Below are 26,952 nucleotides of genomic sequence, written 5' to 3'. Positions count from 1 at the left end.
CACTCAAGTTAACTAACGGTAGTTAGGTTAAGTTGTTAGTAATACGTCTTATAGGTAATTCTCATACTCTTACATCTTGGGTTTGAGGACGTTAGTGAATCTAAAAACAATACGGGAGTGGTGAAAATTGTATAAGAATGAAGGTAATCTAGCAACCGAAAGCAATTTCAATACTGAAATTGATTTTGCCAATGAGCAGGCGTTGGAGATGATCTGTTCGGCTAATCCGATTCTGATTGATGTTCAACGGGCGATTGATGTCGTTCCTGGTATGACAAAAAATACAATTCTTACATCTGGACCACCCACAAAATGGGAGGATTATACGGGGGGACAACGCAGTGCAATTATTGGTGGGGTAATTCATGAAGGGTTAGCTGATTCTCCGACATCGGCAGCTGCCGCCATTCGCTCCGGTGAAGTTCTAGTATTACCTTGTCAAGATTTCGATTGTGTTGGTTCACTTGCAGGTATTCACACTGCATCAATGCCTGTTTTAGTAGTCGAGGATGAGCAGAGTGGAAGTCGTGCTTACTGCTCATTGTTTGAGGGGAAAGCTCCATCGAGGCTAAATTATGGTGTATATAACAATGAGGTTCGAGAAAACCTGATATTTCTGGAACAGACGATTGGTCCACTCTTAGGAGAAGCCGTTCGACTGTCGGGCGGAATTGAGCTTCGTCCAATAATTCGAAGAGCCCTCAATATGGGTGATGAGCTTCATAGTCGAAACACCGCGGCAACACTACTTTTTACCCGAGAATTATTCCCTTATTTATTAGCAGTTGACCGTAGCGGTGAAAACAAAAAAATTATAGACGAGTTTCTTGATTACATTTTAAGTGGAGACTATTTTTTCCTTCGAGCATCTATGGCTGCTGCAAAGGCGTCTATGGCTCGAGTTAAAAATATAGCAAAGTCAACTATTGTTTCAACAATGGTATTTTCATGCAAAGAGTTCGCCATCCAGGTAGCTGGACTCGGAGATAAATGGTTCCGTGGTCCCCTACCACATATGGAAAGTTGTCATCTATTTGAAGGTTTTAGCAAAAGTGACATTGAGTTTATGGGAGGTGAAAGTATCATATTGGAAACTTACGGACTCGGAGGATTTTCTCAGGCTGCTGCCTTTCCTCTTCAAGCATATCAAGGAGGAACACCTGAAAGTATGATTGAAAAGAATTTACGCATGTATGATATTTCAGCAAGTGAACACACATATTACAAAATTCCTTTCTTAGAGTTCCGCGGGACTCCCATCGGCATCGACATACGAAAAGTAGTTGAAAGTGAGATAACACCTACACTAGATATCGGTGTTGCTGGGAAGGGTGGCGGCCAAATTGGAGCAGGATCCTTTTCAGCTCCAATAGAGCCATTCCAAAAAGCTTTACAAGCTTTTCAAGATAACTTTTTATAAGAGATATTTTCCATATGGGAGGTGATTACCTCAGTAATGTCTTCTTTCCTGTAACCATTTTTATAATGGATACTAGTTTTATTAAAAATACTATAAAAAAATTGGGAGGTATATATTATGGATACATTAGGTTCAATTAAGCAAAAACATACGGAACTCGCGCAGTCATTGTCTGAGAAAGGTGTTAAGTATATTACGGCTAGCTGGATAGACATTCATGGACGCCCTAGAGCAAAAAGCAATCCTGTTAACTTATTACCTAATCTTCTTGCAGGATCTACTCGGTATACGCCACGTGGAATTACTGGGATTGGCACGATGAATCCGGTGGAAGAGGAAGTTACGACACAACCGGACGAAGCCACTCTCACAATACTTCCATGGGACCGTCGATACGCATGGATGGCAGCTGATATGTGGTCTGATAAAGGAGAAACTTTTGAACTTTGTCCTCGTTCCATCTTAAAAAAGCAAATGGCAATAGCTAATAAAGAAGGTTTTGCCACAACATTAGGAGTCGAACCGGAATTCTACTTATTCCGCCCTGAATCTCTTGAAAATGGATCGGGACGTCTAATCCCAATGTCGGACGGTCCTAAATTAAAAAGCCCAGCTTATGATGTTATGACAAAACTTGACACAACAGAGTTCATTGACCGGATGGTTAGATATATGGATGAAATAGGCATGAAGGTATTTGCTTTTGGTGCCGAAGGTGGGGTAGGTCAGTTCGAACTTGATTTTCAATATGGAACATTTTTAGAAATGGCAGATAAAATAACATTGTTTAGAATGATGGCTCATCAAGTTGCTAAGGAAATGGGACTTTTAGTCTCCTTCATGCCTAAACCATATTCTGATGTATGGGGATCTGGAGCTCATTTTAATATGGGGCTTGTCTCTTCAACGGATTCTAATGAAAACATTTTCCGAAACAAAGATAAAAGTTGGACAAAGGAAGCATACGCATACACTGCTGGAATTTTACGACATGCTCCTGCCCTAGCTGCTATCACTAATCCAGTTGTAAACTCATATAAACGCCTAGTTCCTCGATTAGTAGATGGATCACCATCATGGGCACCAATTAAGATTAGTTACGGTCATAATAATCGAACTTGTATGATCAGACTACCGGAAAATAGACCTGCTGTTGAAAACAGAAGCGTAGATACTGCTGCGAATACCTACTTAGCAGGAGCATTCATGCTTGCTGCAGGTTTGAAAGGTATCCGCGAAGGTCTCGATCCAGGAGCTCCAGCAGATTTTTCAACTTATGATAAAGATGACATTCCTAGATTACCACGTACTTTACTTGAAGCAATTGAAGCATTCCAACAAGATCCTCTTACTTATGAGGTATTCTCGGAAGGGTTTATTAAAGACTATGTTGATACAAAACTGGGTGAGTGGGAAGATTACCACTCTCAAGTCTCAGATTGGGAGAGGAAACAATTTCTTTTAGTATAAGATTTTAATGATAGATAGCCACTAGCCACCCCTTCAATAATGTCCGGGGTGGCTAGTGGCTTTATTTATATTGTCGATTTTAAATCCTGAACCGTCATAACTTAGAACTTTCCTTAAATAAACCCTGCGAAAAAACACGCCAGGATGCTTTCAATCGAGATTGAAACCTTTCGCTTCCAGCATACATAAACTCAATGACCAACCCATCAAAAAGGCATAAATAAGCTTCGATTGCATCTTCAATGGTAACATCCTTTAAATTGCCCTTTTTTTCTTCCCATTCAAATATCGGCCTTAATAATTGTCCCAAATCTGCAATTCTTTCATTTGTTTGATGAAATAGCTCCGTCTTGAAAGTATGAGGCGGAGAATAAAGTGTTCGTAAACAAAACATAGAAATGTCTTCACTTAAAAGCCTTTTCTCATAATTAATTAATAATGTATAAAGTATATTTTCAGCTGATTTACTCTCACTTATTTTTAAATTTTGTTGAAAAAAATGTAAGTCGCTTTCTAAGGCATCTTCCAAACATGAAAAAAATATGCTTTCCTTACTCTTAAAATGTGCATACAAAGATGGGGTTTTAAAGCCGACCTCCTTAGCAATCATTGATAAAGAGGTTCCTTCATAACCGTACTCAGAAAAATAGGAGAATGCCACTTCTTTTATTCTGTTAACCGTCATTTTTTTACCTCCCCTTCATTCGAAAATGAGTTTCAACCAATTTCACTTCATAATTCAAAATAAGCTTTTTTTCTACATTTTTATAAGTTTATATAGAAAAAATTTATAACAATTTTAATCAGGAGATGCAACATTATTTATGATATCATCAATAAGATTAAAATGTCTTTGTTATTTATCTACTATTATTTTAACACTTCAAATTTGTTTATTCAGCATTCTTCGAAAAATTATATAATCTATCGTCTCATGGTGCGGTGACAGTCACCAAAACAACTTTGAAACGATTCTGAATAGCGTTCGAATTGTAGAGGTGACTGTGGCCTTTACATAGTCACCTTTATATATGCCTTTTTTCGTTTTTCTATATTATACTCATATATGAACTAATTCTCTGAAGACAGCGGTTGAAATTTCATCAGGAAGGGGAGGACTTTATGTTCATTGGATCGATTTTCTTGCAGGTAATCATCCCCATTCTAATCTTATTAGTAATAGGCGCGGGTTTACAAAGGAAATTTGCATTTAATTTAAGGGCGATTTCGAATTTGATCACGTATTGTCTCATGCCAGCTGCCGTTTTTATCAACATTTATGAGACGGAGATTGATGTCCCGATTCTCCTTGAAATTATCGGGTATTTAATCACTTTTGCTCTGTTGCTAATCTTCGTTAGTGTTATATTAAGCAAACTTTTAAGATTGGACAAAAGTGAATCGGCCATATTCAAAAATGGCATTTCCTTGATCAATTCAGGGAATTATGGAATACCGGTCAGTCAGTTGCTATTTCAGACGAATCCCCTAGGTATCTCTATCCAAATTATCGTCATGGTATTTCAAAATATTTTAACGTATACATACGGATTGTATAATTTAATTTCCGCGACGAAATCTGGGTTGGAAATCCTAAAGTCGCTTTTAAAAATGCCAATCATTCATGCTATGTTGCTTGGCAGTTTGTTAAATGGGTTACATATTTCGATACCAACATTCGTCTGGATTCCGATCAGTCATCTGGCTGAAGCCTTTTTAGCAATCGCACTTGTATTATTGGGAGCTCAACTGGCACAAATTCAGTTTAGGACAATCCTAAATAAGACTATTCTCGTCACCAGTTTAGGGAGACTTATTATCGGTCCGGCTGTTTCCCTGCTTCTCATCTATCTTTTCGGACTGGACGGAATTGTAGCACAATCATTGTTTATCGCAAGTTCCTTTCCGACGTCCCGAAACAGTTCGACACTCGCATTGGAATACGATATTCAACCGGATCTGGCTGCCCAAACGGTTCTGTTTACGACCATTTTAAGCGCAATCACTGTCACGTTTGTCGTTTATTTATCCGGGATATTGTTTGTTTAAGATAATGTTGTCCGAAGTAGAAGCCGGGTTTTAGAAACAATCCAGTATTGATTTGGAACCCGGCAATTCTATTTCCCTAGTGACAGTTTCCAACAAGAAGTCAAAAGATTCGGAGGGTATGCAAAATGAAAATTATACTTTTGGCTGATACCCATCTCCCCAGCGGCCAGAACAAGCTGCCAAGTCGTTTGCTGGAAACATGTGAAGCGGCAGATCTTATCATCCATGCAGGCGATTGGAAATCGATGCAAGTATATGAGGAGCTTTCGCAATATGCGAAGGTGATCGGAGTGTCCGGAAATATAGACGATGAAGAAATCCGCCGGTCATTTCCGTTGAAACAAACAGTTGAAGTTGGCAACTATCGCATTGGGGTCGTCCACGGCCACGGAGAGGGGAAGACGACCGAAAAGCGTGCCTTGGAAGCGTTTGAAGAGGATGAAGTGGACATTATCGTGTTCGGGCATTCGCATATTCCGATGATGCGCTATGCAGGTAAAACATTGCTCATTAATCCGGGCTCACCAACCGCCAAGCGGAAACTCCCGAACTACTCGTTCTGTATATTGCATATAGAACGAGTAGTCCGGGCCGAGTTTGTGTTTTTTTAACAGAACTCTGAAAGTAATCCCCTCTTCAGGCGTGTGACGGGCGTAGCCCAATGATAAGAGGGAGAAATGAATGTCGGTTGGCGCTAGCCAAAACTTTATTTCTTTGATTGTGTAAGGAATTTTGGAATGGAATGGATAGAAAGCATAATTTTTGGCTTGATTTGCGGAAGCCGTTTAATAATTGCACCGATGGATAGCAGCAAAAAGCAAGGGCGCCGGAAGACTCTCACGGAAAGCGACCAAAGCCCTTGCTTTTTACGTGTTTATCGGCAAATTCTACTTTCTGTACAGCCCCTATTTTTCAATTTTAAGAACTATCTTAAAACTAGAGTTTTTCAGTGCCTTTTCAGAATAGAGCCGTTTGTCGTATCTTTGTACCTTAAAATCAACTAGACTTTTGTTTTTATAAAAAAAGAATTTTCTGTATTGATGAAAATGTTATTTTTGAATTGAAACTGATAGCTTGCTCATTTAATATAGGAAAAGAGAATCTCTAAAATTCAGATTTTTATATTATAAATTAATATAATCAGTATGGAGAATCTTTCTTTTTTAGTAGGTGTAGAAGAATTACTATTTTATGAAGGGGGAAAGAAACATGATATTTGGCGTGTTGAAAGATCGGAAAGTTGGAGAGTACAGAGTTATTGCAACACCATTAGAAGTGAGTACGATTAAAGCAGATGGCCACACAGTTCTGGTTGAACGAGATGCTGGCCTTATGGCGGGATTTAGCAACGAGGAATACGAGGAACAAGGCGCTATCATTATCGAAACAACGGAAGAAATGTATGAAAGGGCAGACCTTTTAGCAAAAGTAAAAGAAATTGAAGAACCGGAGTACAAGTTATTAAGAGAGGATCAAATTATTTACACTTGCATTCATCCCGCAGCGCACGAACAACAAGTTCAAGCTATTTTAGACAGCAAGTGCATCGCATTTACCGCGGAAGACTCCCATCGTTTCGGGTCTGTAAACTGTGAAGCTGCAGGTAAACAAGGCGCTTTAATGGGCCTGCAAGCTATGTTAACGATTAACGGCGGAAAAGGGAAATTTGTTAGTGGACTCGCCGGTGCTCCTGGCATGAAAGTTCTAATCCTTGGCGGAGGATTAGTTGGTAAATCCGCATTGCAAGTCCTTCATTCATTAGGTGCTTGGTGTACTGTAATGGACGTCAATTTCGGAACCTTAAGAGATATCGGCCAAATGTACAACGAAAAAGTAAATACGCAATTGTCGACGAAGCAAAACATCGCTAAATTGCTCCCAGAAATCGATATGGTCATTAACTGTGTTAAATGGCCAAAAGGAAGCAAAGATTATTTAATCGATCGGGAAATGCTTCATTTGATGGTAAAAGGGTCGGTTATTGTAGATATCAGTAATGATGAAGACGGGGCTATTGAGTCATTCCGTGAAACAACTCATGAAGATCCGATGTATATTGAAAATGGGGTCGTTCACTATTGTGTCAGTAATATACCCGGAGCAATCGCGAACTCTACATCCGTAGCATATGCGGCATCCGTATTAGGTCATCTGAGATCCATATTAAATTCAGGTGTACGAACAGCATGTATAAAAGATGGTTACTTAAGAAGAAGCCTTACGGCGTATAAAGGTTATTTGACGCATGAGGAAACAAGTGCGCTTCAAAATAGACCTTGGATCAAACCAGAAGACATTTTACATATTGCGCAGGAAAGGCTCGATCCGGCACCCCCTGCTACAGTAACAAAATCAGACAACTTCTTCAAAATTTAATAAGAAAAGGTGTATGCAACTATGACGCTCAATACATTATTGGTAGACTTCACATTCGCGAGTATACTTATTTTTATAAGTATGTATTTGCGTTCCAAGGTGAAGTTTCTACAACGTAATTTCATCCCAGCGAGTTTACTGGCAGGCTTTTTAGGATTGGCATTAGGGCCGGGATTTTTGAATCTATTGCCTTTTTCAGGTGAGATTGGCTCATACGCAGGAGTCATTATTATATTTGTATTTGCTTCAGTAGGGATCAACGGGTTTTCATTCTCCCCTGGAAATATGAAAAATGACTTAAATCGAATGGGAGCATACGCTTCATATAAAATAGTAGTAATGTGTGTTCTTATTTTCGCTCCGATTATATTTTCCATTCTTTTTATATCTAGTTGGATTCCGGATATTAACTATGGGTTTGGATTAATATTAGCGGCAGGTTTCTACGGCGGTCATGGAACGGCAGCAGCTGTAGGTTCCACATTTGAAAACCTAGGATTTGCAGCTGCGACAGATTTGGGGATGACGTCTGCAACGATTGGAATATTGGCGGGCATATTTGGTGGTTTAATATTCATCAAGATTGCTACGAAAAAAGGCTATACCCATTATGTGAAAGACTTCTCCCGGATACCAGAGGATATGAGAACTGGATTGGTAAAATCGACGAATCGAAATTCCATGGGAGAAGAAACGATTTCCCCAGTTGCCCTTGATCCACTTGCATTTCACCTTGCGCTTATCCTTATTCCATCCGGTTTAGGATATTTGTTAAATAATTATATTGCAAACACATGGGGACTTGATTTCCCAACGTTTACAATCGCCTTCATTATAGCCCTACTCATGTATGTAGTTTTGGGGAGAGGGAAAAAAGGCGTTTATAAATATGTCGATGAAAATGTCGTTACTCGGTTAGGAAGCTCCGCTACTGATTACCTAGTATTTTTCGGAGTGGCATCCATAAAATTACCGGTTATTTTGGAATATGCACTGCCGCTTGGACTTTTAATGGTGTCTGGCATCATTCTCGTCACATTGTTGTTATGGGTCGCTGGACCGGCCATGAACTATGAAAGTTGGTTCGAGCGTTCCATATTCGTGTATGGATATGCAACAGGAGTTTTTGCGATCGGTTTAACATTATTGCGTATTATCGACCCCGAGAACAAATCGAAGACGTTGACGGATACTGCAATTGTCGGCCCTATTAATACGCCAATTGAGCTTTTCGCTTGGTCCGCCGGGCCAGCAATGCTTTTAGGCGGGCAACATTGGACATTCGCTGGTATTTATATAGCAATTTCAATTGTCTGTGTAATCATCTCGATTAAATTTAAGTGGTGGTATTGGAAAGTACCTTTTGGTGAACGACCTGAAGCGACTGCCCAGGCGGATAAAACCAGTACATGATGAATAGACGAAAAACTCCGCTAGTTCCTTAGGTCCTGGCGGAGTTTTATTTTATAATCCTCTTTCCTGAGCACCAACGATCATTATCGCCCTGCTTCGGCCTACTTGCGTCCAGACTTTGAATTACGCAAAGCGCAATTCAAAATCCGTGACATCCGCTGAACAGTAAACCAAAACGCTAGTGGACACCTGAACTTAAGCCATATAAAAAGAGCTTGGTCATTTCCTGGGCGAGTTCCTCGGGAGATTGTAAACCAGTCCATAATTTTGTTAATGTCAGGTGCTCAATAACACCAACGATCGCTACGGCAACCGTATTTAAATCTACATCATCATGGAAGTATCCATTTTCCACTTCCGTTGCAAGATTTTCTTCAATCTGCTTTGCTATCTTCTTCTTCATATCAAATGCTTCTTCTGAAACGATAAAGCCGATACGGGCTATTTGTTCATTATCCTCGAATAGGCGAAAAATTGCTGTAATCCCACTGGTAATTCGATCCTGTAATTCCGCCGACTCGATACCAGCAGATAATCGACTTTGCTCCACTAATGTATATAACTTGGCTTTAAACATATCGACCAGCTCTTGAAAAATGGCATCTTTGCTTTTGAAATATAGATAGAACGTTGGTTGCGTGACATGTGCTTCCTTAACAATCATACTGATTTTCGTTTCATGGAACCCACGAAGAGCAAATTGTTTTGCAGCAATTTCCAGTAATAGCTCTCTGCTTTTCTCCCCATCTGCGCCCTTTTTTCGTCCTCTATTATTCAATTAGAACAACTCCAACCTCTATGCTTTTCTAGATGTTCGCCTCGATTACAAACTGAGTAAACAACTCTGTAGTAACAATATTATACTATATTAATCGAGACTAATTAAAATTATCACCGATGCCTCATCATATCCATCCGCTTTCACGGTAAATTCATGCGACCCCGGATTCAAGGCGGCATCGGTAAGGTCAATCGTGATCAACCCTTCAGTCGTTTTCACCCTTGATGAATGGATCGGTGAAGTACTCCCTTCTTTGTATACGCCTGTGAGTTTCCCTCTCCACTCTGGATTGTCAGCAAACGTGATTTCCACAGTTTCCGGATTGGGCGCTGTTCCAGATAAAGAAGGTGATTCTTTTGGCACCGGTATTTCAATTGTCACGACGGCATCCGCATACCCTTCCGCTTTTACAACTATTTTATGGGTTCCCGGATTCAACGGAGCACCTGATAGGTCAATCGTAATTAATCCTTCGCTTATATTCACCCTTGATGAATGAATCGGTGAAGTACTCTCTTCTTTGTATACGCCTGTGAGTTTCCCTCTCCACTCTGGATTGTCGGCAAACGTGATTTCCACAGTTTCCGGATTCGGCGCTGCTCCAGATATAGTAGGCGGTTCTTTTGGCACCGGTATTTCAATTGTCACAACGGCATCCGCATACCCTTCCGCTTTTACAACTATTTTATGGGTTCCCGGATTCAACGGAGCACCTGATAGGTCAATCGTAATTAATCCTTCGCTTATTTTCACCCTTGATGAATGAATCGGTGAAGTACTCCCTTCTTTGTATACGCCTGTGAGTTTCCCTCTCCACTCTGGATTGTCGGCAAACGTAATTTCCACAGTTTCCGGATTGGGCGCTGTTCCAGATATAGTAGGCGGTTCTTTTGGCACCGGTATTTCAATTGTCACAACGGCATCCGCATACCCTTCCGCTTTTACAATTATTTTATGGATGCCTGGACTCAGCGGAGCACCTGTCAGGTCGATCATGATCAACCCTTCAGTCGTTTTTACCCTTGATGAATGAATCGGTGAAGTACTCCCTTCTTTGTATACGCCTGTGAGTTTCCCTCTCCACTCTGGATTGTCGGCAAACGTGATTTCCACAGTTTCCGGATTGGGCGCTGCTCCAGATATAGTAGGCGGTTCTTTTGGCACCGGTATTTCAATTGTCACAACGGCATCCGCATACCCTTCCGCTTTTACAACTATTTTATGGGTTCCCGGATTCAACGGAGCACCTGATAGGTCAATCGTAATTAATCCTTCGCTCATTTTCACCCTTGATGAATGAATCGGTGAAGTACTCCCTTCTTTGTATACGCCTGTGAGTTTCCCTCTCCACTCTGGATTGTCAGCAAACGTGATTTCCACAGTTTCCGGATTCGGCGCTATTCCAGATATAGTAGGCGGTTCTTTTGGCACCGGTATTTCAATTGTCACAACGGCATCCGCATACCCTTCCGCTTTTACAATTATTTTATGGGTTCCCGGATTCAACGGAGCACCTGTTAGGTCAATCGTAATTAATCCTTCGCTCATTTTCACCCTTGATGAATGAATCGGTGAGGCACTCCCCTCTTTGTATACGTCTGTGATTTTTCCTCTCCACTCCGAATCTTCGATAAATTGAATTTGGACTGTTTCTGGATTCGCTACTATCGCATATAAAGCCGGCGGTATAGATAATTGGCTAAGTAAGCGCTGTGCAATTGCAATAGCTTCCTTTAAGGCAACCTTGTCTGCACCTTCAGCCAATTGCTTCACCTTTTCCCTAGCTACGTCAATATCCGCTTGACTTACATTATCTTTTAACTTTGTTTTTGAGTTGTCTACAAACAGATTATTTACAGCCTCCGTAGCTAATCGTAGTTTCACTGCTGCTTCAACTTTCGCTGTTAGGAAGTCCTGCGCTTTTTGGAGATCGGCCAATAAAGATAGTTTGTCAGCACCATCAGCTACTTTACCTACTTTCTCTTTTGCAGCATTAATTGCAGCTTGATCCACACCGGCTTTTAAAGCTGTTTTATTCCCATCTGAAAATAGTGCCGCAACAGCAGCTTTTGCTTTTTGCAACTGATTATTCTCAGTTGATTCTGGTGGTACATAGTTTCCTTCCTCGCTATTATCAACAGAGTCCCCTACTGGTAACGAGATTTCAATATTGGGACGTCCGTTAATCCTGAGAATTTTATGCTTATTTATCTCATAGTTTCGAAAGATAAGCTTTACAGCGCTCATAGAAGTTATATAAACATTTTCGATTTTTGCATTTTTCTCAAGTATGATTCTACTATTCATATTTTCAAGAAAAAGTGAACGGATAGCTGCATTGATCGTTACATTTATTAAATCCTTCATGTTGACTCTGGCAGATGGAATGATTATGCTTGCATCCGCCTCAATGGAAGTGCTTGCCGAGATGATAACTTCACTAATAGAAGTATCGCCTGTTAATTTAATGGAAGACCCATTGGTCTCGACTTTTATCGAAGGTATGCTTGAATTATGAAAGTGGACTTCCGTATTGAATGAATCGGTAGTGGCTGACGAATTAAAGTTTTCTCTATCCCTCGATAGAATTGTTGCCCCTGTTATTCTCGCATTACCTACATAAATTGTGTTTTTCATAGTACTGTTTATGATTATGTCGTTTACTATAGTAATGTCCTGAAAAGACAAGTTACCGCCTTCTATAAATATTTTTGCATCAATTACTGCTCCATTTCCATTCAATACCATGTCCGCTTTGTCCTCAATTGAATTTCTATCTGCATGGAACGTAATCGACTCAACTTTATTAATTGTATTCCCTACAATTCTAACCCTCATTTTTGCATTATTAAGTGAGGAGAAATTTTCCGGTGTTAGCCATTTTCTTTGCTCAGTTGTCAGCGTATAGGTTTTGCCGCCTAATTGTATTGAATTCTCATTGATAGCTGATACTTCAGACTCAATTACGTTCTCTACCGGTTGCTGCCCCAATTGCTGGCAACGGTGGAGAAATAGAGCCATTTGCCCGCGTTTCACTGGGTCATTAGGTGAATATGTTGTTGGCGTAGTACCAATCGTTATTTTGTTCTTGATTAGTGACGTTACATAAGGCGCATACCACATGGTTGTAGCTATGTCTTGAAAATGATTTACTTCCAATTCTTCTTCGGAAAGCTGATAAGCAACTACTAGAATCTTTGCCATTTGTGCACGGGTAAGCGGTTGCTCAGGCTTAAATGTACCGTCGGGATATCCTTGAATTATGCCGGCTTTCACAAGCGCGGCAATCGACTTGTAGTAGTCGGAGTTCTCCTTAATGTCGTGAAACCCTGGATTCCTCACATTTTTCAAATCGAGTTGGAGTGCTCTAGCTAAAATAACGGCTGCGTGTCCGCGCTTCAAATTTTCTGATGGACGATAGGTTCCGTCTGAATAACCGAAAACTATATGTTGTTGAACCAAACTCGCTAAAGCTTCTTCATATTGGCTATTAGGTGGTATGTCAGTAAATACAGCGGCTTTACCGTATGCTTCAGTTGACTGATCAGCGACAATCGTGCTGAATGCCAGTGAAGAAGCTACAACTGCAAGAAATAACTTTTTACTTTCTATCACTCTTTATCCCCCTCAAATTTTCACAAAATAAGAAAGGAGCTTTCATTATAAAGTCCTCTCTACTAACACAAAAGTTTTTCCTATGAAATTTACTTCTTACCAAAATAATACTCATGAGTACTATATATTACTCATGAGTATTATCCTTAATAACGGATCTACTGTCAATTGAATTTTCAACATTTTCAAACTATCTTTAGTACTGTTTCTTCGTACATAATATGGAATGCGCAATAATACAGGTTCTGAAATACATCTTATCTAATGCTAACCCCTCAAGAAACCAACATAACTTGCGACGGCCATCTGAAGGGACCGAATTCCCTTCAGATGGCCGTAAAATGTACCTATTTCCAGCCTACGGAAAAACAGAACGTGACGGTGCGCAGATGGTAAAGTGGGTATTTTTATTCCGGTATTTACATCTGGTAATTCAAGAGCGGGCAGCAAGCGCGTTGGTAGGCAAAATGAATAAGATTTGCTGTAAGACGAAACACTGGTTTCATGTCATAGTTTAGTAACTCCTTTTGTATTGTAAGGAAACAAACGTATCGTCTTTTCCTTTACTATACTAGGAGCTCTTTTGCTTGAGGACAATTGGCAAAGCATCTCACTAACTTTTGTTTTACGTTTTTCACTAAAAATCAAAAACAAGTGTTAGGTGCTAGATCCCAATACTATTCAGAGTTGATTTAGAACCTGTATTCATACTTGCATTTGTAAATGAAAGCATACCTATACAACAATCAACTCGGAACACGTTCTCCCCCCTCAAAATTCCTCACCACCCCTTCAGCGCCCTATGAATAGGTTTACAGAATTTGCTATAATAATAGATAGGAGCCGAACTTTCATGTGTTTGATTCGGCAAATACCATCGGTCAGGCAGGAGGAAATGCAGTTGCAAGTAATAATTTCACATGTAAACACGGATTTCGATGCGCTCGCTTCGATGATTGCAGCAAAGAAACTTTATCCGAACGCCCCCCTCGTCATTTCGGACAAGCAGGACAACCGGGTGCAGCGCTTTTTGAATATTTACCGGGATACGCTCGATTTTGTGCGGGACATCCATGTCGATTGGGACGAAGTGACGGAGATGATCATAGTCGATGTCGCTTCCCTTTCCAGATTAGGAAAGCTTCCGAAAGACTTTGACGAGAAAAAACGAAAGTTTATCGTCTATGACCATCACCCGAAGCGGGAAACTGATGTCGCGTATGATGAGGGAATTGTCGAACCTGTAGGAGCCGCCGTCACGTTGCTGCTCGAAGAAATCCAAAAACAGGGTCTGCCGATCTCCCAGTTTGAAGCTTCCCTTTTCGGACTTGGCATTTATACGGATACCGGGAATTTTACATATAAAAACACGACAGCCCGCGATTTGCTAATGGCCGGTTATTTGATTGAAAACGGAATGAGTCTGGAAATGGTGCAGCGTTTTTCAGAAGAAGTTCTAAAGCCCGAACAGCAAGAGTTACTGGACCACCTCCTTTCAGAGACAACTATTCACGAGGTGGACGGACTGGAAATCGCCGTCAGTTCCTGGCAGTTGAAAAAACCACAGAACGGGCTCGCCACGATTACGACTAGATTATTGAAAACGAAAGGGACGGACGCGGCCATTACAGTCGTCAAGATGAAAAACAATGTCCATGTCGTGGGACGTGCTAATTCCGACCGGATCACCTTGTTGCCGATTCTCCAGATGTTTGGCGGAGGAGGCCATAAGCATGCGGGCTCTGCAACGGTTAAAAAAGGCGACCTGGAAAATGTGTTAAACGAGCTGACCGACCATTTGGATCTAATGTTGAAGCCGGCCATCTCCGCAAGAGAAATCATGACCCATCCTGTGAAGACGTTGTCCCCTGACACGACAATCGAGGAAGCAGGCCAACTCATGTACCGTTACGGACATTCCGGTTATCCGATTGTGGCGGATGACCGGTTAGTCGGCTTGATTACCAGAAGGGATCTCGACAAAGGGAATCACCACGGCTTGGGACACGCGCCGGTAAAAGGATATATGACGACGAATGTTATCACAATCGATCCGTCTACGACAGCTGAACAAATACAGGAGCTTGTCATCGAGCATAATATCGGTCGGCTGCCTGTAGTCGAAGATGGAAAAATGGTCGGCATTGTAACGAGGACAAATATTATTGAAATGTTGCACAGTGATACGTTCTCGGATGAGTCGGATGAAAAATCTGATGTCTCACAACATCATTTGCAGGAAGTGATGGAATCGCAATTATCGGAAGACGTGTTCTCTTTGTTGAAGGAGATCGGCGAAATCGCAAGCCGGATGGATATCCCAGTCTTTCTGATTGGCGGCATTGTGCGGGACATCCTTCTGGACAAACCGAATGACGACATTGATATCGTCGTGGAGGGCAATGGAATCCTATTTGCTAAAAACCTGCAGGAGGAGTACGGGGGTGAAGTACTCGAACACGAAAGCTTCGGCACGGCGACTTGGCTCCATCCGTCAGAGTTGTCCATCGATTTGACCTCATCAAGGCTCGAATATTACGAGCGTCCTGCGTCTTTGCCGAATGTTGAAACATCAACTTTGGAAGAAGATCTGCAGAGGCGGGACTTCACGATCAATGCGATGGCGATCCGTCTGAATGTAGATACATTCGGCGAGCTCATCGATCCGTTCGGCGGCCGGGAAGATATCCGTGAGGAGAAGATAAAAGTTCTTCATAATATCAGTTTCATTGAAGATCCGACACGCATTTTCCGGGCGGTACGTTTTGAAGGGCGTTTTCAATTCCGGATGGATGAGCAAACCGAAAAATTGGCATTGAACTCCATTGAGAATGTCATACATCTGACAGCGCCCCGCATCGTGGAGGAGATGAAACGGCTCTTCAAAGAAGGCAACCCGTCCGATGTAATCCGCCGATTATTCGAACTGCAATTCTGGCAGCAATTTGGAATCAAAGACGAAGCGGAAGGATCGGCTTGTATGATCGCGGAGAAACTCCAAGCACTGTACCATGAACATTCCGCAGACCGCCAAGGAAGTCAGTTGGACTGGTTCCCCTACTTCTTGCTGCCGTTCTATTGTGGCTCAAGCCTTCATGCCGTCCAAAAATTTGCTCTGACGAAACAAGATATGAAGTTGTTAAAGGAAATCGAGGGATTGAAGCAATTTGGCCATTGGAGCGAAGCGGATCAGATCGGTGATTATCACCCTCTTTTGAAGCATGTTTCAGAAGAAGCGATTTTCTTTATTCTGGCCGCGGAGAAGATGGAAAAGCAACAACTAGTCATCGATTATGTGAACCGCCGATATCATCTTCCGAAATATTTGACGGGAGAAGATTTAGTGAAGCTTGGCCATAAACCCGGTCCTTCATTCTCCGAGATTCTATTGAAGGTGGAAGTGGGTCAGCTAAATGGGAAAATTGCATCAAAAGAACAAGCCCAAGAGTGGCTAACAGAACACTTTCTTTATAGTAAGCAAATCTGACCTAGTTCACCGCATGGCCCAGCCCCCTGCTTCGCCGTTTTGAAGTCGGGGGCTGTTTGTGTTAGTTATGGAATTTTTCATTTCCAACTTCACTGCTGCCTACTCAGTCCTTTACATATGACTTTATTTCAGACAAGTATCTGTGCATCAAACAAAAGAAGTGGTAAAATTCATGAGGAGTAAAGGGTTTTGCAACAGATACATGTTGCAAGAGGAGGATATGAATTGAACAACGAGCATAATTTTTGGCTTGATTTACCAAAGCCGTTCTTTATATTGGCACCAATGGAAGATGTCACGGACGTCGTGTTCCGTCACGTCATCAGTGAAGCCGCGAAACCGGATGTCTTTTTCACGGAATTTACGAATACGGAAAGTTATTGCCATCCTGAAGGAAGAGATAGTGTACGCGGCCGGTTGACGTTCACCGAAGATGAACAACCGATTGTAGCGCATATTTGGGGAGATAAACCGGAGTACTTTAAACAAATGAGCGTCGACATGAAAGAACTCGGATTCCGTGGCATTGATTTAAACATGGGATGCCCGGTGCACAACGTTGCAGCAAATGGAAAAGGCGCGGGATTAATACGGCGCCCTGAAGTGGCGGCGGAACTAATTCAAGCGGCAAAAGCCGGCGGGTTGCCAGTCAGTGTGAAAACAAGACTGGGCTACGTCAAAGTTGATGAATGGCGCGATTGGCTAAGACATGTATTGGAACAGGATATCGCGAATCTTTCTATTCACCTTCGTACTAGAAAAGAAATGAGCAAAGTGGACGCACATTGGGAACTAATCCCTGAGATTAAAAAATTACGGGATGAAATTGCTCCAAATACATTGCTAACGATCAACGGAGATATCCCTGACCGCGCAACAGGATTACAATTAGTCGACCAATACGGCGTCGATGGTGTCATGATCGGCCGCGGCGTTTTCACCAATCCATTCGCGTTTGAAAAAGAACCGAGAGAACATAGCGTGAAAGAATATCTCGACCTGTTGCTTTTACAACTGGATCTCCATGATCAATATTCAAGCGAATTCGAGCCCCGTCCATTCAAACCGCTCCTTCGCTTTTTTAAAATCTACATTCGTGGATTTAGAGGAGCAAGCGAGTTACGAAATCAATTAATGGGTACGAAATCGACGGATGAAGTGCGGCGGTTGGTGAAAGAGGTAATGGATAAGGGATTGGATTGAGGAAGATTTTCAAAGAAGGGATAAGGTGGCCCGAACTCCTCATGATATCAGGGCCTTCATTTCACAATCTTCAATGAATGATATCATAAACGTCGTGTTAAGTTCCATCACCTGCGCAACATCGAAACCGGAATTATTTTTCATTTAGATGAATTGATAAATGGGCGAGCATTTTACATGTGTAAAATACTTGCCCATTCGTCTTAAGACTTATGTTCATTTTAAAAGAAATTTTTATTTTCTATCATAGAAGAAGATAGTTTTGTTTTATCAATTAAGACTCTTTGTATCCTTTCTAACACGAGATAGCATAAGAAGCTTAGAAAAACAGCAAAGAGAGTAGCGCCAGTTGGTAATACAAAAACAAAGGAAAAATAATACGCAAAGGCAGTACCTATAACAAAGGTTAAATAGGCCGCATAGTTTACCCCTCCTATATACCAATATGTTTTCTTTTCTCCACTAACAATTTCATTTGCATCATAATTAGATTTTTTTAGAAGGTAATAGTCAGTGAGCATTACAGTGACTAGTGGAATAAAGATAACTCCACTCAAGATTAGATAATCTTGGAAATGGTCTAATAACCAATCCTTTAAAAATGAGCCTATTATTGTAATCATACCTATTACAAGAGCTGGGATCCAAAAGCGATGTTTGTTGAAAATTGCCAAGTAGGACATGGTGGCACTGTATACGACCATTACATTTGTAGTTAATACTGAGAGGAATATAACAATCGCGGCAATAAGAGAGACGATTGAGCTATGTTGACCAATTAAATCAGTCGGGTCATATATCATCGGCAGACCTTGTAAAACTGCGAAACCTACTACAGTTAACCCTAAACCTAAAGCAATGATATTGCCAATGTTGTAACCAACAAAAGTACCTACTAAACTTATACGGGTTGTTTTACAATATCTATTGTAATCGCAAACTAAGGCCATAAATGTAAAAACTGTTACAAATACAATATCAAATCCTATCATATTAGTGATTTCTGGGGTTGCACTGCCTTTCATCATAAGCAGAGATTGCACGTCAAATTTAGTAAACATGTACCCAAAAACAATTAATGCAAGCACTACCATTATACTCGCCACTGCTCTTTCTGCTGCCACTACGCCTCGGTATCCAAATAGCACAATTAATACAGTGAGTACGGCAGTAATGAATACAAATAGGTTTATATTGTTATAGCCTGATATATAGTAGACTGCATGATCTAAACTTAGAGCCGCCATATAGGTTTGAATAAATGTCCAACCAATATACATTATTCCCAGTGCAGCAGCCGGTAGTATAGATCCACGATGACCAAAGGCTCCCCTAGTAAGTATTAAAGTGGGTAATCCAGTTATTGTTCCAATTTTCCCTACAGATATGAGGAAAAAAGCTCCGACAATAGAGCCAATGATGGTGATGAAAAAAGCTGTTAAAAAGGGAAGTTCCGGAACAAGTAACATACCTGTATAGACAGTGGTTACAATTACTGCTGCACCAATCCATAATGATGCTGTTGAAAAATAGCCTAATGTTCGATTCTCAGATGAAATGGGGTGCACACTGTCCTGTCCAAAATTACTAACGAGATTTCGGATTTTCATATTTATTCACCTCATGCTTTAATAGTAAGTACTCATAAGTGAAATGGATTTTTACTATTATAATTTTCCCCATGTCCTGTACAGCCCGTCGTGTGCCTTGAAACTCATTTTCATCGAAGATAAATAACTTCCTTATTTTCAGGTAATCGCAAGCCTAATTTTCAAGGAGCATTCGCTATTGATCTTATATAAACTTTATTATAAGCTTTAGTCGCTTTTTCAAAACAGATTGTAGGAGCACTAACAACCCCCGCGCCAATTTGACCCCCATCTTTATGTGCTACTCCCATATTTATCACTGGAGTAATTCCTGATTCAACGATGCGGTGTATATCAATCCCTAATGGCGCCCCTCTAAATTGAAAAACTGGTATTTTATATTCCGGATGCTCATCCAACGTAATCTCGTACATTTTATTGTTATTTTCAATCATCAATTCTGGAGTACCGCCACTATAATCCTGTAGAGTAAATGCTGCTGCTTGAACAAATCCACCCAATCCCATTGTTTCTGTAATACAGCTTTCCCCTCCCATCCATGAGACGTCGGCATCTGTATATCCTTCGAATAACTTTACCTGTCCTTTTGGAAGAGGTGCCCTAAACCATTGATCCCCTAGACCACTTACCCTAATAGCGAATTCCTTGCAGCTAAATGTCATAGCTGTAACTATAGAGCACCCCTTGATATTACTGATAGTATCGGATGTCACTTTACAAGCGGCCATCGCTAAACGGAGAAAATTATAATCGTTATTCAAATAATCTAAAGTTTGATTGATAGCAACAGGGTCGGTATTATATTGTTCTAATAAATAAGGAAATAGATGCCTGCTAAAAAGAAGGGAAGCAGCAGTATTTCTGCTGTGCAGTTCATCCCCCATATTAATTGCACGACGAATTATTGGACGAAGTGCAATTCCTCCACTTTCTCGCACAGCTATCCCAATTACGTTACAAACGACTTCTTTAAGATGGAGGAGATTATTTCGAGTGTTATCGGTATATAAGCCATAAGTTATTTTTTCTTCAATTGCTCCCTCGTATGGAGAACAAAAAGCCCGATTACCGTTTGTCCTATCTTCCACTACGAATACAGGCATTGATGCGGTATAAATACCTGTCACAGATCCGATACAGCCAAAATCATGACATGGGGCGATAGTTATTTCTCCAGAGGTTATTTTTGACTCTGCATCCTCTAGATTTTCGGCCAATCCCTCAAATAACGCGCCAGATAGAATTGCATTACGCTGCCCACCTGTATATTCTTCCCAGGGGAGAGGTGCCCCCGAGGTTAATATCATATTTTTTTTAAAGTTCGGGACTACTTCCTCAACAGTCCTCACATCAACTAGATAAGGATCTGAACTTTTTATCCTTTCCAAAGCATAGGCGTTAGCTTTAACTTTTTCTTCAAATGATATATTATTCATATCTGTCACCTACATTCTTAATAAGTTTGTCTTCACCGATTCTACAAAAGTGTTGAAAATACGCTGGTGGAAATTCTTGTGCTTTGCTATTACTTCAGGATGCCATTGAACACCTACCACCCAACGATGTTGTGTCGATTCAACTGCCTCTATTAAATTATCCGTAGCTACAGCAATCACTTTGAGTCCCTGCCCTAAGTCATCGATAGCTTGATGGTGTTTTGAATTTACTGCCTCACTATTAAATTCAGTTAAATCCGCCAGTTTCGAAGTACCTATCAACTCTATTTCATGGGAGATTTCTTGTTCCGATTTCACATTATGAATGTCTAGGTAAGGACACTCTTTCAAAATGTCTTGATAGAGTGTTCCTCCAAATGCGACATTCAATAACTGCCCACCTCTACAAATCCCTAAAATAGGGATATCTAAATTTAATGCATCTACCAGAATTTTAAATTCAAAGTTGTCTCTAATCTTGTCGGGTTTGTCCGTATACGGTTTACGGATTTGCCTGTAAAAAGATGGATCAATGTCGGCTCCGCCAGTTAAAATCAGGCCATCAAGTTTACTCAAAACAGACAGATTGAACATTGGTGGAATGGCAATTCCGTATGCACCCGAATTTTGTAAAACTTGATAAAAAGCCAAGGGCAGGGAGACGTGCGGATACGCTCCCTCAATACCCTTTTCTGAAACCCCACAGGTTATTCCAATCAGCGGCCTGTATTCATTTGCCAACTCACAATATACCTCTTTCTTGGAAAACGCTTTCATTACGAGGATTATTTAAACTTCAATTTCATTCATTTAAATAACGTATCAAACTCCCACTCGTAGCTAAATTTAGCAATTCGCAGCATTACGGAAGTTTCAATGTCCGTCACACCTTCTAGTTCACCAACCTCGAGCAAAAAATCTAAAAGATGGTCATTATCAATAAAAAATGCCTCGGCCACTAAATTCCATTTTCCTGTTGAATAACCAACATAACGAGTTTCTGCTCGATTGGTTAAGAAGCCTTCAGTTTTAATTATTTCCGAGCGTTCACATTTAATATTGATAATTGTGCTTAAAAACTTTTTAAAGTGATCGGGATTACGGACGGCAACCACTTTAATTATCTTTTCTTCCTTTAAACGATTAATTCTTCGCCTGGCTGTTGCTTCTGCTATATGAAGTCTTTCAGCTATTTCGGTATTCGGCATTCTTCCGTCCTCAATTAGCAGCTTTACAATTTCCTCATCCAGCGCATCAAGTTCAGGCGGAATTCGGATTACATTTTTATTTATCAATTGGCATCATCCTCTACATGTAAATGTTTAAAATAATTTCATGTAGCGTTTTTGTTCATATTCAGAGACATGGAAGTGATGTTCAGCCCATTCTTTTTTCTTTAATTTTACCCATTCATCCTTAAACTCCTTGCCAAAAACCTTTTCTGTTAAAGGATCTCTATCAAATGCTTCGACAGCCTCCAGTAAATCCCTAGGAAGTATACCAACCCCCAAATTCTTTAACTCTTCATCTGAGAGATTATATAAATCAAAATCAACAAGGTCTCCCGGATCCAAACCTTCAGCAATACCTTCTAGACCAGCAGCTAAATGAAGAGCAGATGATAAATAAAAGTTAGCTGAAATGTCTGGAACCCTATTTTCTACAGCTGGTCGGTTTTTAGGAACTCTTAGCATTGCAGTCCTATTGTTACGCCCGTAGGTAGCATATACAGGTGCCCAACTTATTTGCGGCATCATACCTCTCGGTGTTAAGCGCTTATAGGAATTGACTAACGGAGCTGAAATTGCAGCCAAAGAACCTGCGTGACGTAACAATCCAGCAATAAAGGAGTAAGCAATACTTGACAAATTATTACCTCGAGGATCATTTTCATCATAAAAGAGGTTTTGATTTGTACCTACTTTATAAAGGCTCATATTATGATGGGCCCCGCTTCCAAAGTTATCCACGAAGGGTTTTGGCATAAAGCTTGCAAATGCGCCATACTGTCTAGCAACTTCTCCAGCCATTAGTCTTAAAAAAATCAGTCTATCAGCCGTAGTTACAGCATTTTCAAAAGTAAAATCAAATTCATATTGACCATTTCCACCTTCATGAACTAAAGAATTTACATCCCACCCTAACTCATTCATATACTCAACCATAGTATCCAAAAAAGGCATAGAATGTAAGGTAGTTCTAATGTCATATCCAGGCATCACTAATGTGTCTTCCGGCGCGTACGGTTTAACTTTCCCATCCTCTTCACGTAGGATATAAAACTCTGGTTCAATTCCTAACATGAATTCAAAACCAGCTTTTCGAGCTTCTTCCATTGTTTTCTTTAAAATCACTCTACTACATAGCGGATACGGTTCACCGTGATAATGGAGGTCACTTGCAAACCACACCACATCTCTTTTCCATGGTAAAATGACTAAGCTATCTCGATCTGGTATAGTTTGACATTCGTCATCTTGCGGTCCTTTTCCACCCATCCCTTCCAAAGCATAAACTGTATAGAGCTCCGATCCTTTCATCATTGAATCAAGGTGATCAATTGGTACCATCTTCGATTTAGTAATGCCATGAACATCTACATAAGATCCCAAAGCATATTTAACCCCTTTGTCCTTCAATTCTTTTTTCAATTCTTCAATGTTTTGTTTTGCCGCGAGTTGTTCTGTTCCTGCAAATTTACTTGTCATTTTGTCTAACCCCTTTCGCAAAGTTGTAAAACTGAATATTTGAAATGTACCAACTATTATTTTAAAAGTCAATTTTATCTGAAATTTCAACTAAATTCGTCGCAGTAGCAATATAAATGAACGTAATTCGTCACAACATTTGATGAGTGACCACTTCTAACATGTCATTTTATTCAGATCAACTAGCGTTGTGGGTCAAATATTGATAGATACTTTAAATATGAGATGGACTAAATTCATCAAAAAAAGAGATTGGAAAATTATATTTTCTCAATCTCTTTTATGTATATTTCATTTCATCGTAGTTATTTAGAGGGAACAGTAAAAACGTGAGATACAAATGAAGAAATTATGAAGTAGATGGCTTCATTTTTCTCGGATTGACAAAATAAATCATTACGGCAGCAAGAAGACTTAGTATACTTAAATACCCGAATACAATCATAAAGTTATTGCTAGTATTATCTACTAATAATCCACTTATAGAAGGTCCTAAAATTCCAGCTACAAAACCATATCCCGTAAATAAATAACCAAATATTAAGCCGAAATTTTGCAGGCCAAAACATTCTGTTGCTAAAGGGGCCGAGCAAGCAAATAAAGTTCCAAATGCAAATCCAATAATGGAAACTAAGATACAAATTACTATAATTGAATTTACTTGTGGCAATGCAATATAGGCTAGCCCTGAAAGAATAAATGTTAAACTCATTAGTAGATTTCTAGGCATATAATCAGATAAGATCCCCGCAATAATACGACCAAATCCATTAGTTAAATTGAAAGCGGTTAAGACCAAAATTGCCAAAGTCGCATCAAAGCCTTTATTCATACCAAAAACTACTGCAAGTGAAATCATGCTCATTCCAGCCGCTCCTTGAAATGCCCATGTCGACCAAAACATCCAAAACTCTTTCGATTTGAGAGCTTGGTGTAAACTAAGAGAATGTACTTTGTTAGAGGAATCTATGTTTGGCTTCACAAGTTCTGGCTGGTTTTCATCCTTGATGAAAGAAGCGACAATGATTCCAACCGTAATAGTTAAGGTAAGTACAATTATATTCATCAAGAAATAATCATATTTGATTAACATCGCACTAAAAACCGGTGACATGATAGCAGCAGAAATACCAAAGCTAAAATTGACAACACCCGTAACCAAACCAGGTTTAGTGGGATAGTTTTTTTGCACGGTCGTTAAAACCGGTGTATAAATCAAGCTGCTCCCAACGCCTATTAAAAACGCCCAGAGATAGACCATGATAATATTGGTCGCGTATGCAGCTACGATTAAAGATGCACTGCATATAATCGTTCCAATCGTAGTAATCAGCCTTGTACTAATTTTCTTATGTAATTTCCCTATGTAAAAAGCCCCAATGCCAAGCGCAATCAAAATAAAAAACATGCTATTGCCAACTTGGCTTTGTGTGATGTTTAATTTCTCTTGCCAATATACTCCCATTACTCCAGGGTAGCCGAACACTAAAGCTCCGGGTAAGAAAATTACTGCAACACATCCGATTACGGAAATAATATTTTTATTCATTTCACAATCACTCCTTTCACTTAAAAACCATTAACTACACATAGTATTTATACTAAATCCCTCCACCATTTTGATAAATTTCTCGCTTAACTTTAAGGAATACAAATGCGATTTACTCTGCTTCTAGTGAAATAAATAATCTGCAATAAAGGGGGTTTTTTATCAGTATCTTTCTTTTAAATTCCTGTGTCTTTATCATTTCTACTACTTCACTATCATACCGCAAAATGCCTTAACGGCCCGCCAGTCCACCCCATCTGTCTCGCAACTGAAGAGGACAGCACAACTCCTAATCTAATGTTATTCTTGAATAAATATGGTTCATTTACCGAAAAATAAAGGACTTCATTATTAAGATACGCAATTTTTTCCTTCGAGGAAGGGATACTAGGAGCTAATGGCAATACAACTGGTCCTTCCCTATTCACCATTTGTTGCGCTGTGGCATATATGAAATTTAAAGGCATTTTGCATCACCTTGTTCACTTCTTCATTGGTTAACTCATAACCTCCTTCAGCATCAAGTCTAATTCGATCGAACTCTACAATTAAAAAGTCTTTCAGGCCTTCTATCTTTTGTTTTGTAGTACAACATCGCCGTCAAGACATTTTGTCCCACTAACTCTTTTACAGCTTTATGCCTATTTTTTAGGATTAGGCACTTTAAAAACATTTTCATCCTTGGATATGTATAACCATTTTACCCCACTCATGTAATTTCTTCCTCACGAAACAAACGTTTCTCTTTCTTTATCATTATACAGGAATATACGTTCTATCAACACGTTTTAATAATTATAATTCGATTGAAATTAAATGATTTTATTTGAAACAAGACATAATAAAAAACCCTTTATAAAACAAGGGTTCAGACAGTAGCCACTTCCTTTTGAAGTGGCTGTTTTTACACCACACACATGTATCAGACTGTAATTGACTGGTAATTGAATTGATAAATGTATGTAAATTAATTATGGAATGTTCAAAATTTTAATTATGGATGTTTTTAAACAATCCATAATTCGTTATGCTTAAACTGTTCATCAACAAATCTGAAAAAAGAAAAGAGGGGGGAAACATTGGCTAATTTAGTTGAGGAAAATCTCAAAACTGTATGGAAACAAATCGAATTTGCTTGTCAAGCTTTGGGACGTAAAAAAGAAGTTGTAAAATTGTTGATAGCAACAAAACAATACCGATGGAAAAACTGAAAATTGCTTTTAAAGCAGGGAAACTCTATTTGGAGAAAATAAAGCTCAAGAACTTCGGGAGAAATTTCCGCATATACAACAATACAACCAAGTAGAATGGCACTTTATTGGACAGCTACAAACGAATAAAGTGAAGCACGTTATAAAATATGTCACACTCATTCATTCGGTGGACCGGTTAAAAATTAGGACAGGCGTTACGTCATCAATTTGTCAAAGAGAACTAGACAATGGATATTTTGGTACAAATTAATACGTCTTACGAATCAAGCAAGTCCGGTGCATCACAAGAATCAGCTCTGGAGTTGGTTGAACATTCGTCCAAGTTTGAAACGTTAAATATAAAGGGCTGATGACGATTGGAAAACTGAATGCCACAAACGATGAGACCAGACACTGTTTCCAATTATTAAAACAAATCCAAACATAAATTAAAGAAAAAGATTTTCCACATATAGAAATTAATATTCTCTCGATGGGTATGTCTGGTGATTTTTAGGTTGCTATTGAAGAAGGATCTGCCAGCATACGAGTGGGCACAAAAGTGTTTGGACAACGTTATTTGCCGGACGGGCATTATTGGAATGAAAACCTACTCCAAGATAATTAGGAAAGAGGTAAGAA

At 39.9% G+C, this 26,952-nt stretch carries 17 protein-coding genes and 1 pseudogene; 9 read left to right on the top strand and 9 right to left on the bottom strand.

Features of this window, described 5'->3' with window-relative positions; translation table 11 throughout:
• Positions 1 to 127 precede the first annotated feature (127 nt).
• Together MKY41_RS19380 and MKY41_RS19375 are read left to right on the top strand one after the other, a co-directional pair.
• The gene (locus MKY41_RS19380) at positions 128 to 1,420 is read left to right on the top strand and encodes a YlbE family protein (protein WP_340746625.1); all 1,293 of its coding nucleotides are present in this window, start codon (positions 128 to 130) and stop codon (positions 1,418 to 1,420) included.
• Positions 1,421 to 1,537: 117 nt separating this feature from the next.
• A complete protein-coding gene (locus MKY41_RS19375; RefSeq protein ID WP_340746624.1) occupies positions 1,538 to 2,890 on the top strand; it encodes a glutamine synthetase family protein in 1,353 nt (450 codons plus the stop codon).
• Positions 2,891 to 2,984: 94 nt separating this feature from the next.
• On the opposite strand, the gene MKY41_RS19370 is transcribed toward MKY41_RS19375, so the two are convergent.
• Positions 2,985 to 3,575, bottom strand: coding sequence for a TetR/AcrR family transcriptional regulator (locus tag MKY41_RS19370; RefSeq protein ID WP_340746623.1), 591 nt, complete (start codon positions 3,573 to 3,575; stop codon positions 2,985 to 2,987).
• 437 nt (positions 3,576 to 4,012) lie between these two features.
• On the opposite strand from MKY41_RS19370, the gene MKY41_RS19365 reads away from it, so the two are divergent.
• The 4 genes from MKY41_RS19365 (at position 4,013) to MKY41_RS19350 (ending at position 8,728) form a co-directional block, all read left to right on the top strand.
• Positions 4,013 to 4,939, top strand: coding sequence for an AEC family transporter (locus MKY41_RS19365; protein ID WP_340746622.1), 927 nt, complete (start codon positions 4,013 to 4,015; stop codon positions 4,937 to 4,939).
• 125 nt (positions 4,940 to 5,064) lie between these two features.
• Positions 5,065 to 5,550 (top strand): metallophosphoesterase family protein, encoded by a 486-nt coding sequence (locus MKY41_RS19360; protein WP_340746621.1) that lies wholly within the window; start codon positions 5,065 to 5,067, stop codon positions 5,548 to 5,550.
• Between the two features lie 598 nt (positions 5,551 to 6,148).
• The gene (locus tag MKY41_RS19355) at positions 6,149 to 7,315 is read left to right on the top strand and encodes an alanine dehydrogenase (protein ID WP_340746620.1); all 1,167 of its coding nucleotides are present in this window, start codon (positions 6,149 to 6,151) and stop codon (positions 7,313 to 7,315) included.
• A 21-nt stretch (positions 7,316 to 7,336) separates the two neighbouring features.
• The gene (locus MKY41_RS19350) at positions 7,337 to 8,728 is read left to right on the top strand and encodes a sodium/glutamate symporter (protein ID WP_340746619.1); all 1,392 of its coding nucleotides are present in this window, start codon (positions 7,337 to 7,339) and stop codon (positions 8,726 to 8,728) included.
• 178 nt (positions 8,729 to 8,906) lie between these two features.
• On the opposite strand, the gene MKY41_RS19345 is transcribed toward MKY41_RS19350, so the two are convergent.
• Entirely contained in the window at positions 8,907 to 9,506 is a 600-nt protein-coding gene (locus MKY41_RS19345) for a TetR/AcrR family transcriptional regulator (protein WP_340746618.1), read from the bottom strand.
• Positions 9,507 to 9,596: 90 nt separating this feature from the next.
• Complete coding sequence (locus MKY41_RS19340; RefSeq protein WP_340746617.1) at positions 9,597 to 13,124, bottom strand: hemoblobin-interacting domain-containing protein; 3,528 nt, start codon at positions 13,122 to 13,124, stop codon at positions 9,597 to 9,599.
• Between the two features lie 901 nt (positions 13,125 to 14,025).
• Between MKY41_RS19340 and MKY41_RS19335 the strand changes: the two genes are divergently transcribed.
• Both MKY41_RS19335 and MKY41_RS19330 read left to right on the top strand, forming a co-directional pair.
• Positions 14,026 to 16,611 carry a CBS domain-containing protein gene (locus tag MKY41_RS19335; protein WP_340746616.1) on the top strand — a complete coding sequence of 862 codons (2,586 nt, stop codon included), beginning with the start codon at positions 14,026 to 14,028 and terminating at the stop codon, positions 16,609 to 16,611.
• A 285-nt stretch (positions 16,612 to 16,896) separates the two neighbouring features.
• On the top strand, positions 16,897 to 17,814 hold the full coding sequence (locus MKY41_RS19330) for a tRNA dihydrouridine synthase (RefSeq protein ID WP_340746843.1): 918 nt from the start codon (positions 16,897 to 16,899) through the stop codon (positions 17,812 to 17,814).
• 221 nt (positions 17,815 to 18,035) lie between these two features.
• On the opposite strand, the gene MKY41_RS19325 is transcribed toward MKY41_RS19330, so the two are convergent.
• From MKY41_RS19325 to MKY41_RS19300, 6 genes are all read right to left on the bottom strand, one after another.
• Positions 18,036 to 19,424, bottom strand: a complete 1,389-nt coding sequence (locus MKY41_RS19325; RefSeq protein ID WP_340746615.1) for a purine-cytosine permease family protein — start codon at positions 19,422 to 19,424, stop codon at positions 18,036 to 18,038.
• A gap of 161 nt (positions 19,425 to 19,585) precedes the next feature.
• Positions 19,586 to 20,860 (bottom strand): YlbE family protein, encoded by a 1,275-nt coding sequence (locus tag MKY41_RS19320; protein ID WP_340746614.1) that lies wholly within the window; start codon positions 20,858 to 20,860, stop codon positions 19,586 to 19,588.
• A gap of 9 nt (positions 20,861 to 20,869) precedes the next feature.
• Entirely contained in the window at positions 20,870 to 21,601 is a 732-nt protein-coding gene (locus MKY41_RS19315; RefSeq protein WP_340746613.1) for a gamma-glutamyl-gamma-aminobutyrate hydrolase family protein, read from the bottom strand.
• Positions 21,602 to 21,666: 65 nt separating this feature from the next.
• Positions 21,667 to 22,155: an Lrp/AsnC family transcriptional regulator gene (locus MKY41_RS19310; RefSeq protein WP_340746612.1), complete on the bottom strand. Its 489-nt coding sequence runs from the start codon at positions 22,153 to 22,155 to the stop codon at positions 21,667 to 21,669.
• Between the two features lie 27 nt (positions 22,156 to 22,182).
• On the bottom strand, positions 22,183 to 23,568 hold the full coding sequence (glnT, locus tag MKY41_RS19305) for a type III glutamate--ammonia ligase (RefSeq protein WP_340746611.1): 1,386 nt from the start codon (positions 23,566 to 23,568) through the stop codon (positions 22,183 to 22,185).
• 349 nt (positions 23,569 to 23,917) lie between these two features.
• On the bottom strand, positions 23,918 to 25,117 hold the full coding sequence (locus MKY41_RS19300; protein ID WP_340746610.1) for an MFS transporter: 1,200 nt from the start codon (positions 25,115 to 25,117) through the stop codon (positions 23,918 to 23,920).
• 1,079 nt (positions 25,118 to 26,196) lie between these two features.
• Between MKY41_RS19300 and MKY41_RS20830 the strand changes: the two are divergent.
• Positions 26,197 to 26,938, top strand: a pseudogene (locus tag MKY41_RS20830) (YggS family pyridoxal phosphate-dependent enzyme).
• Positions 26,939 to 26,952 lie beyond the last annotated feature (14 nt).

The organism is Sporosarcina sp. FSL W7-1349 (genome assembly GCF_038003045.1).
GTDB lineage: Bacteria > Bacillota > Bacilli > Bacillales_A > Planococcaceae > Sporosarcina.
This window is presented reverse-complemented; position numbering and strand designations above follow the sequence as displayed.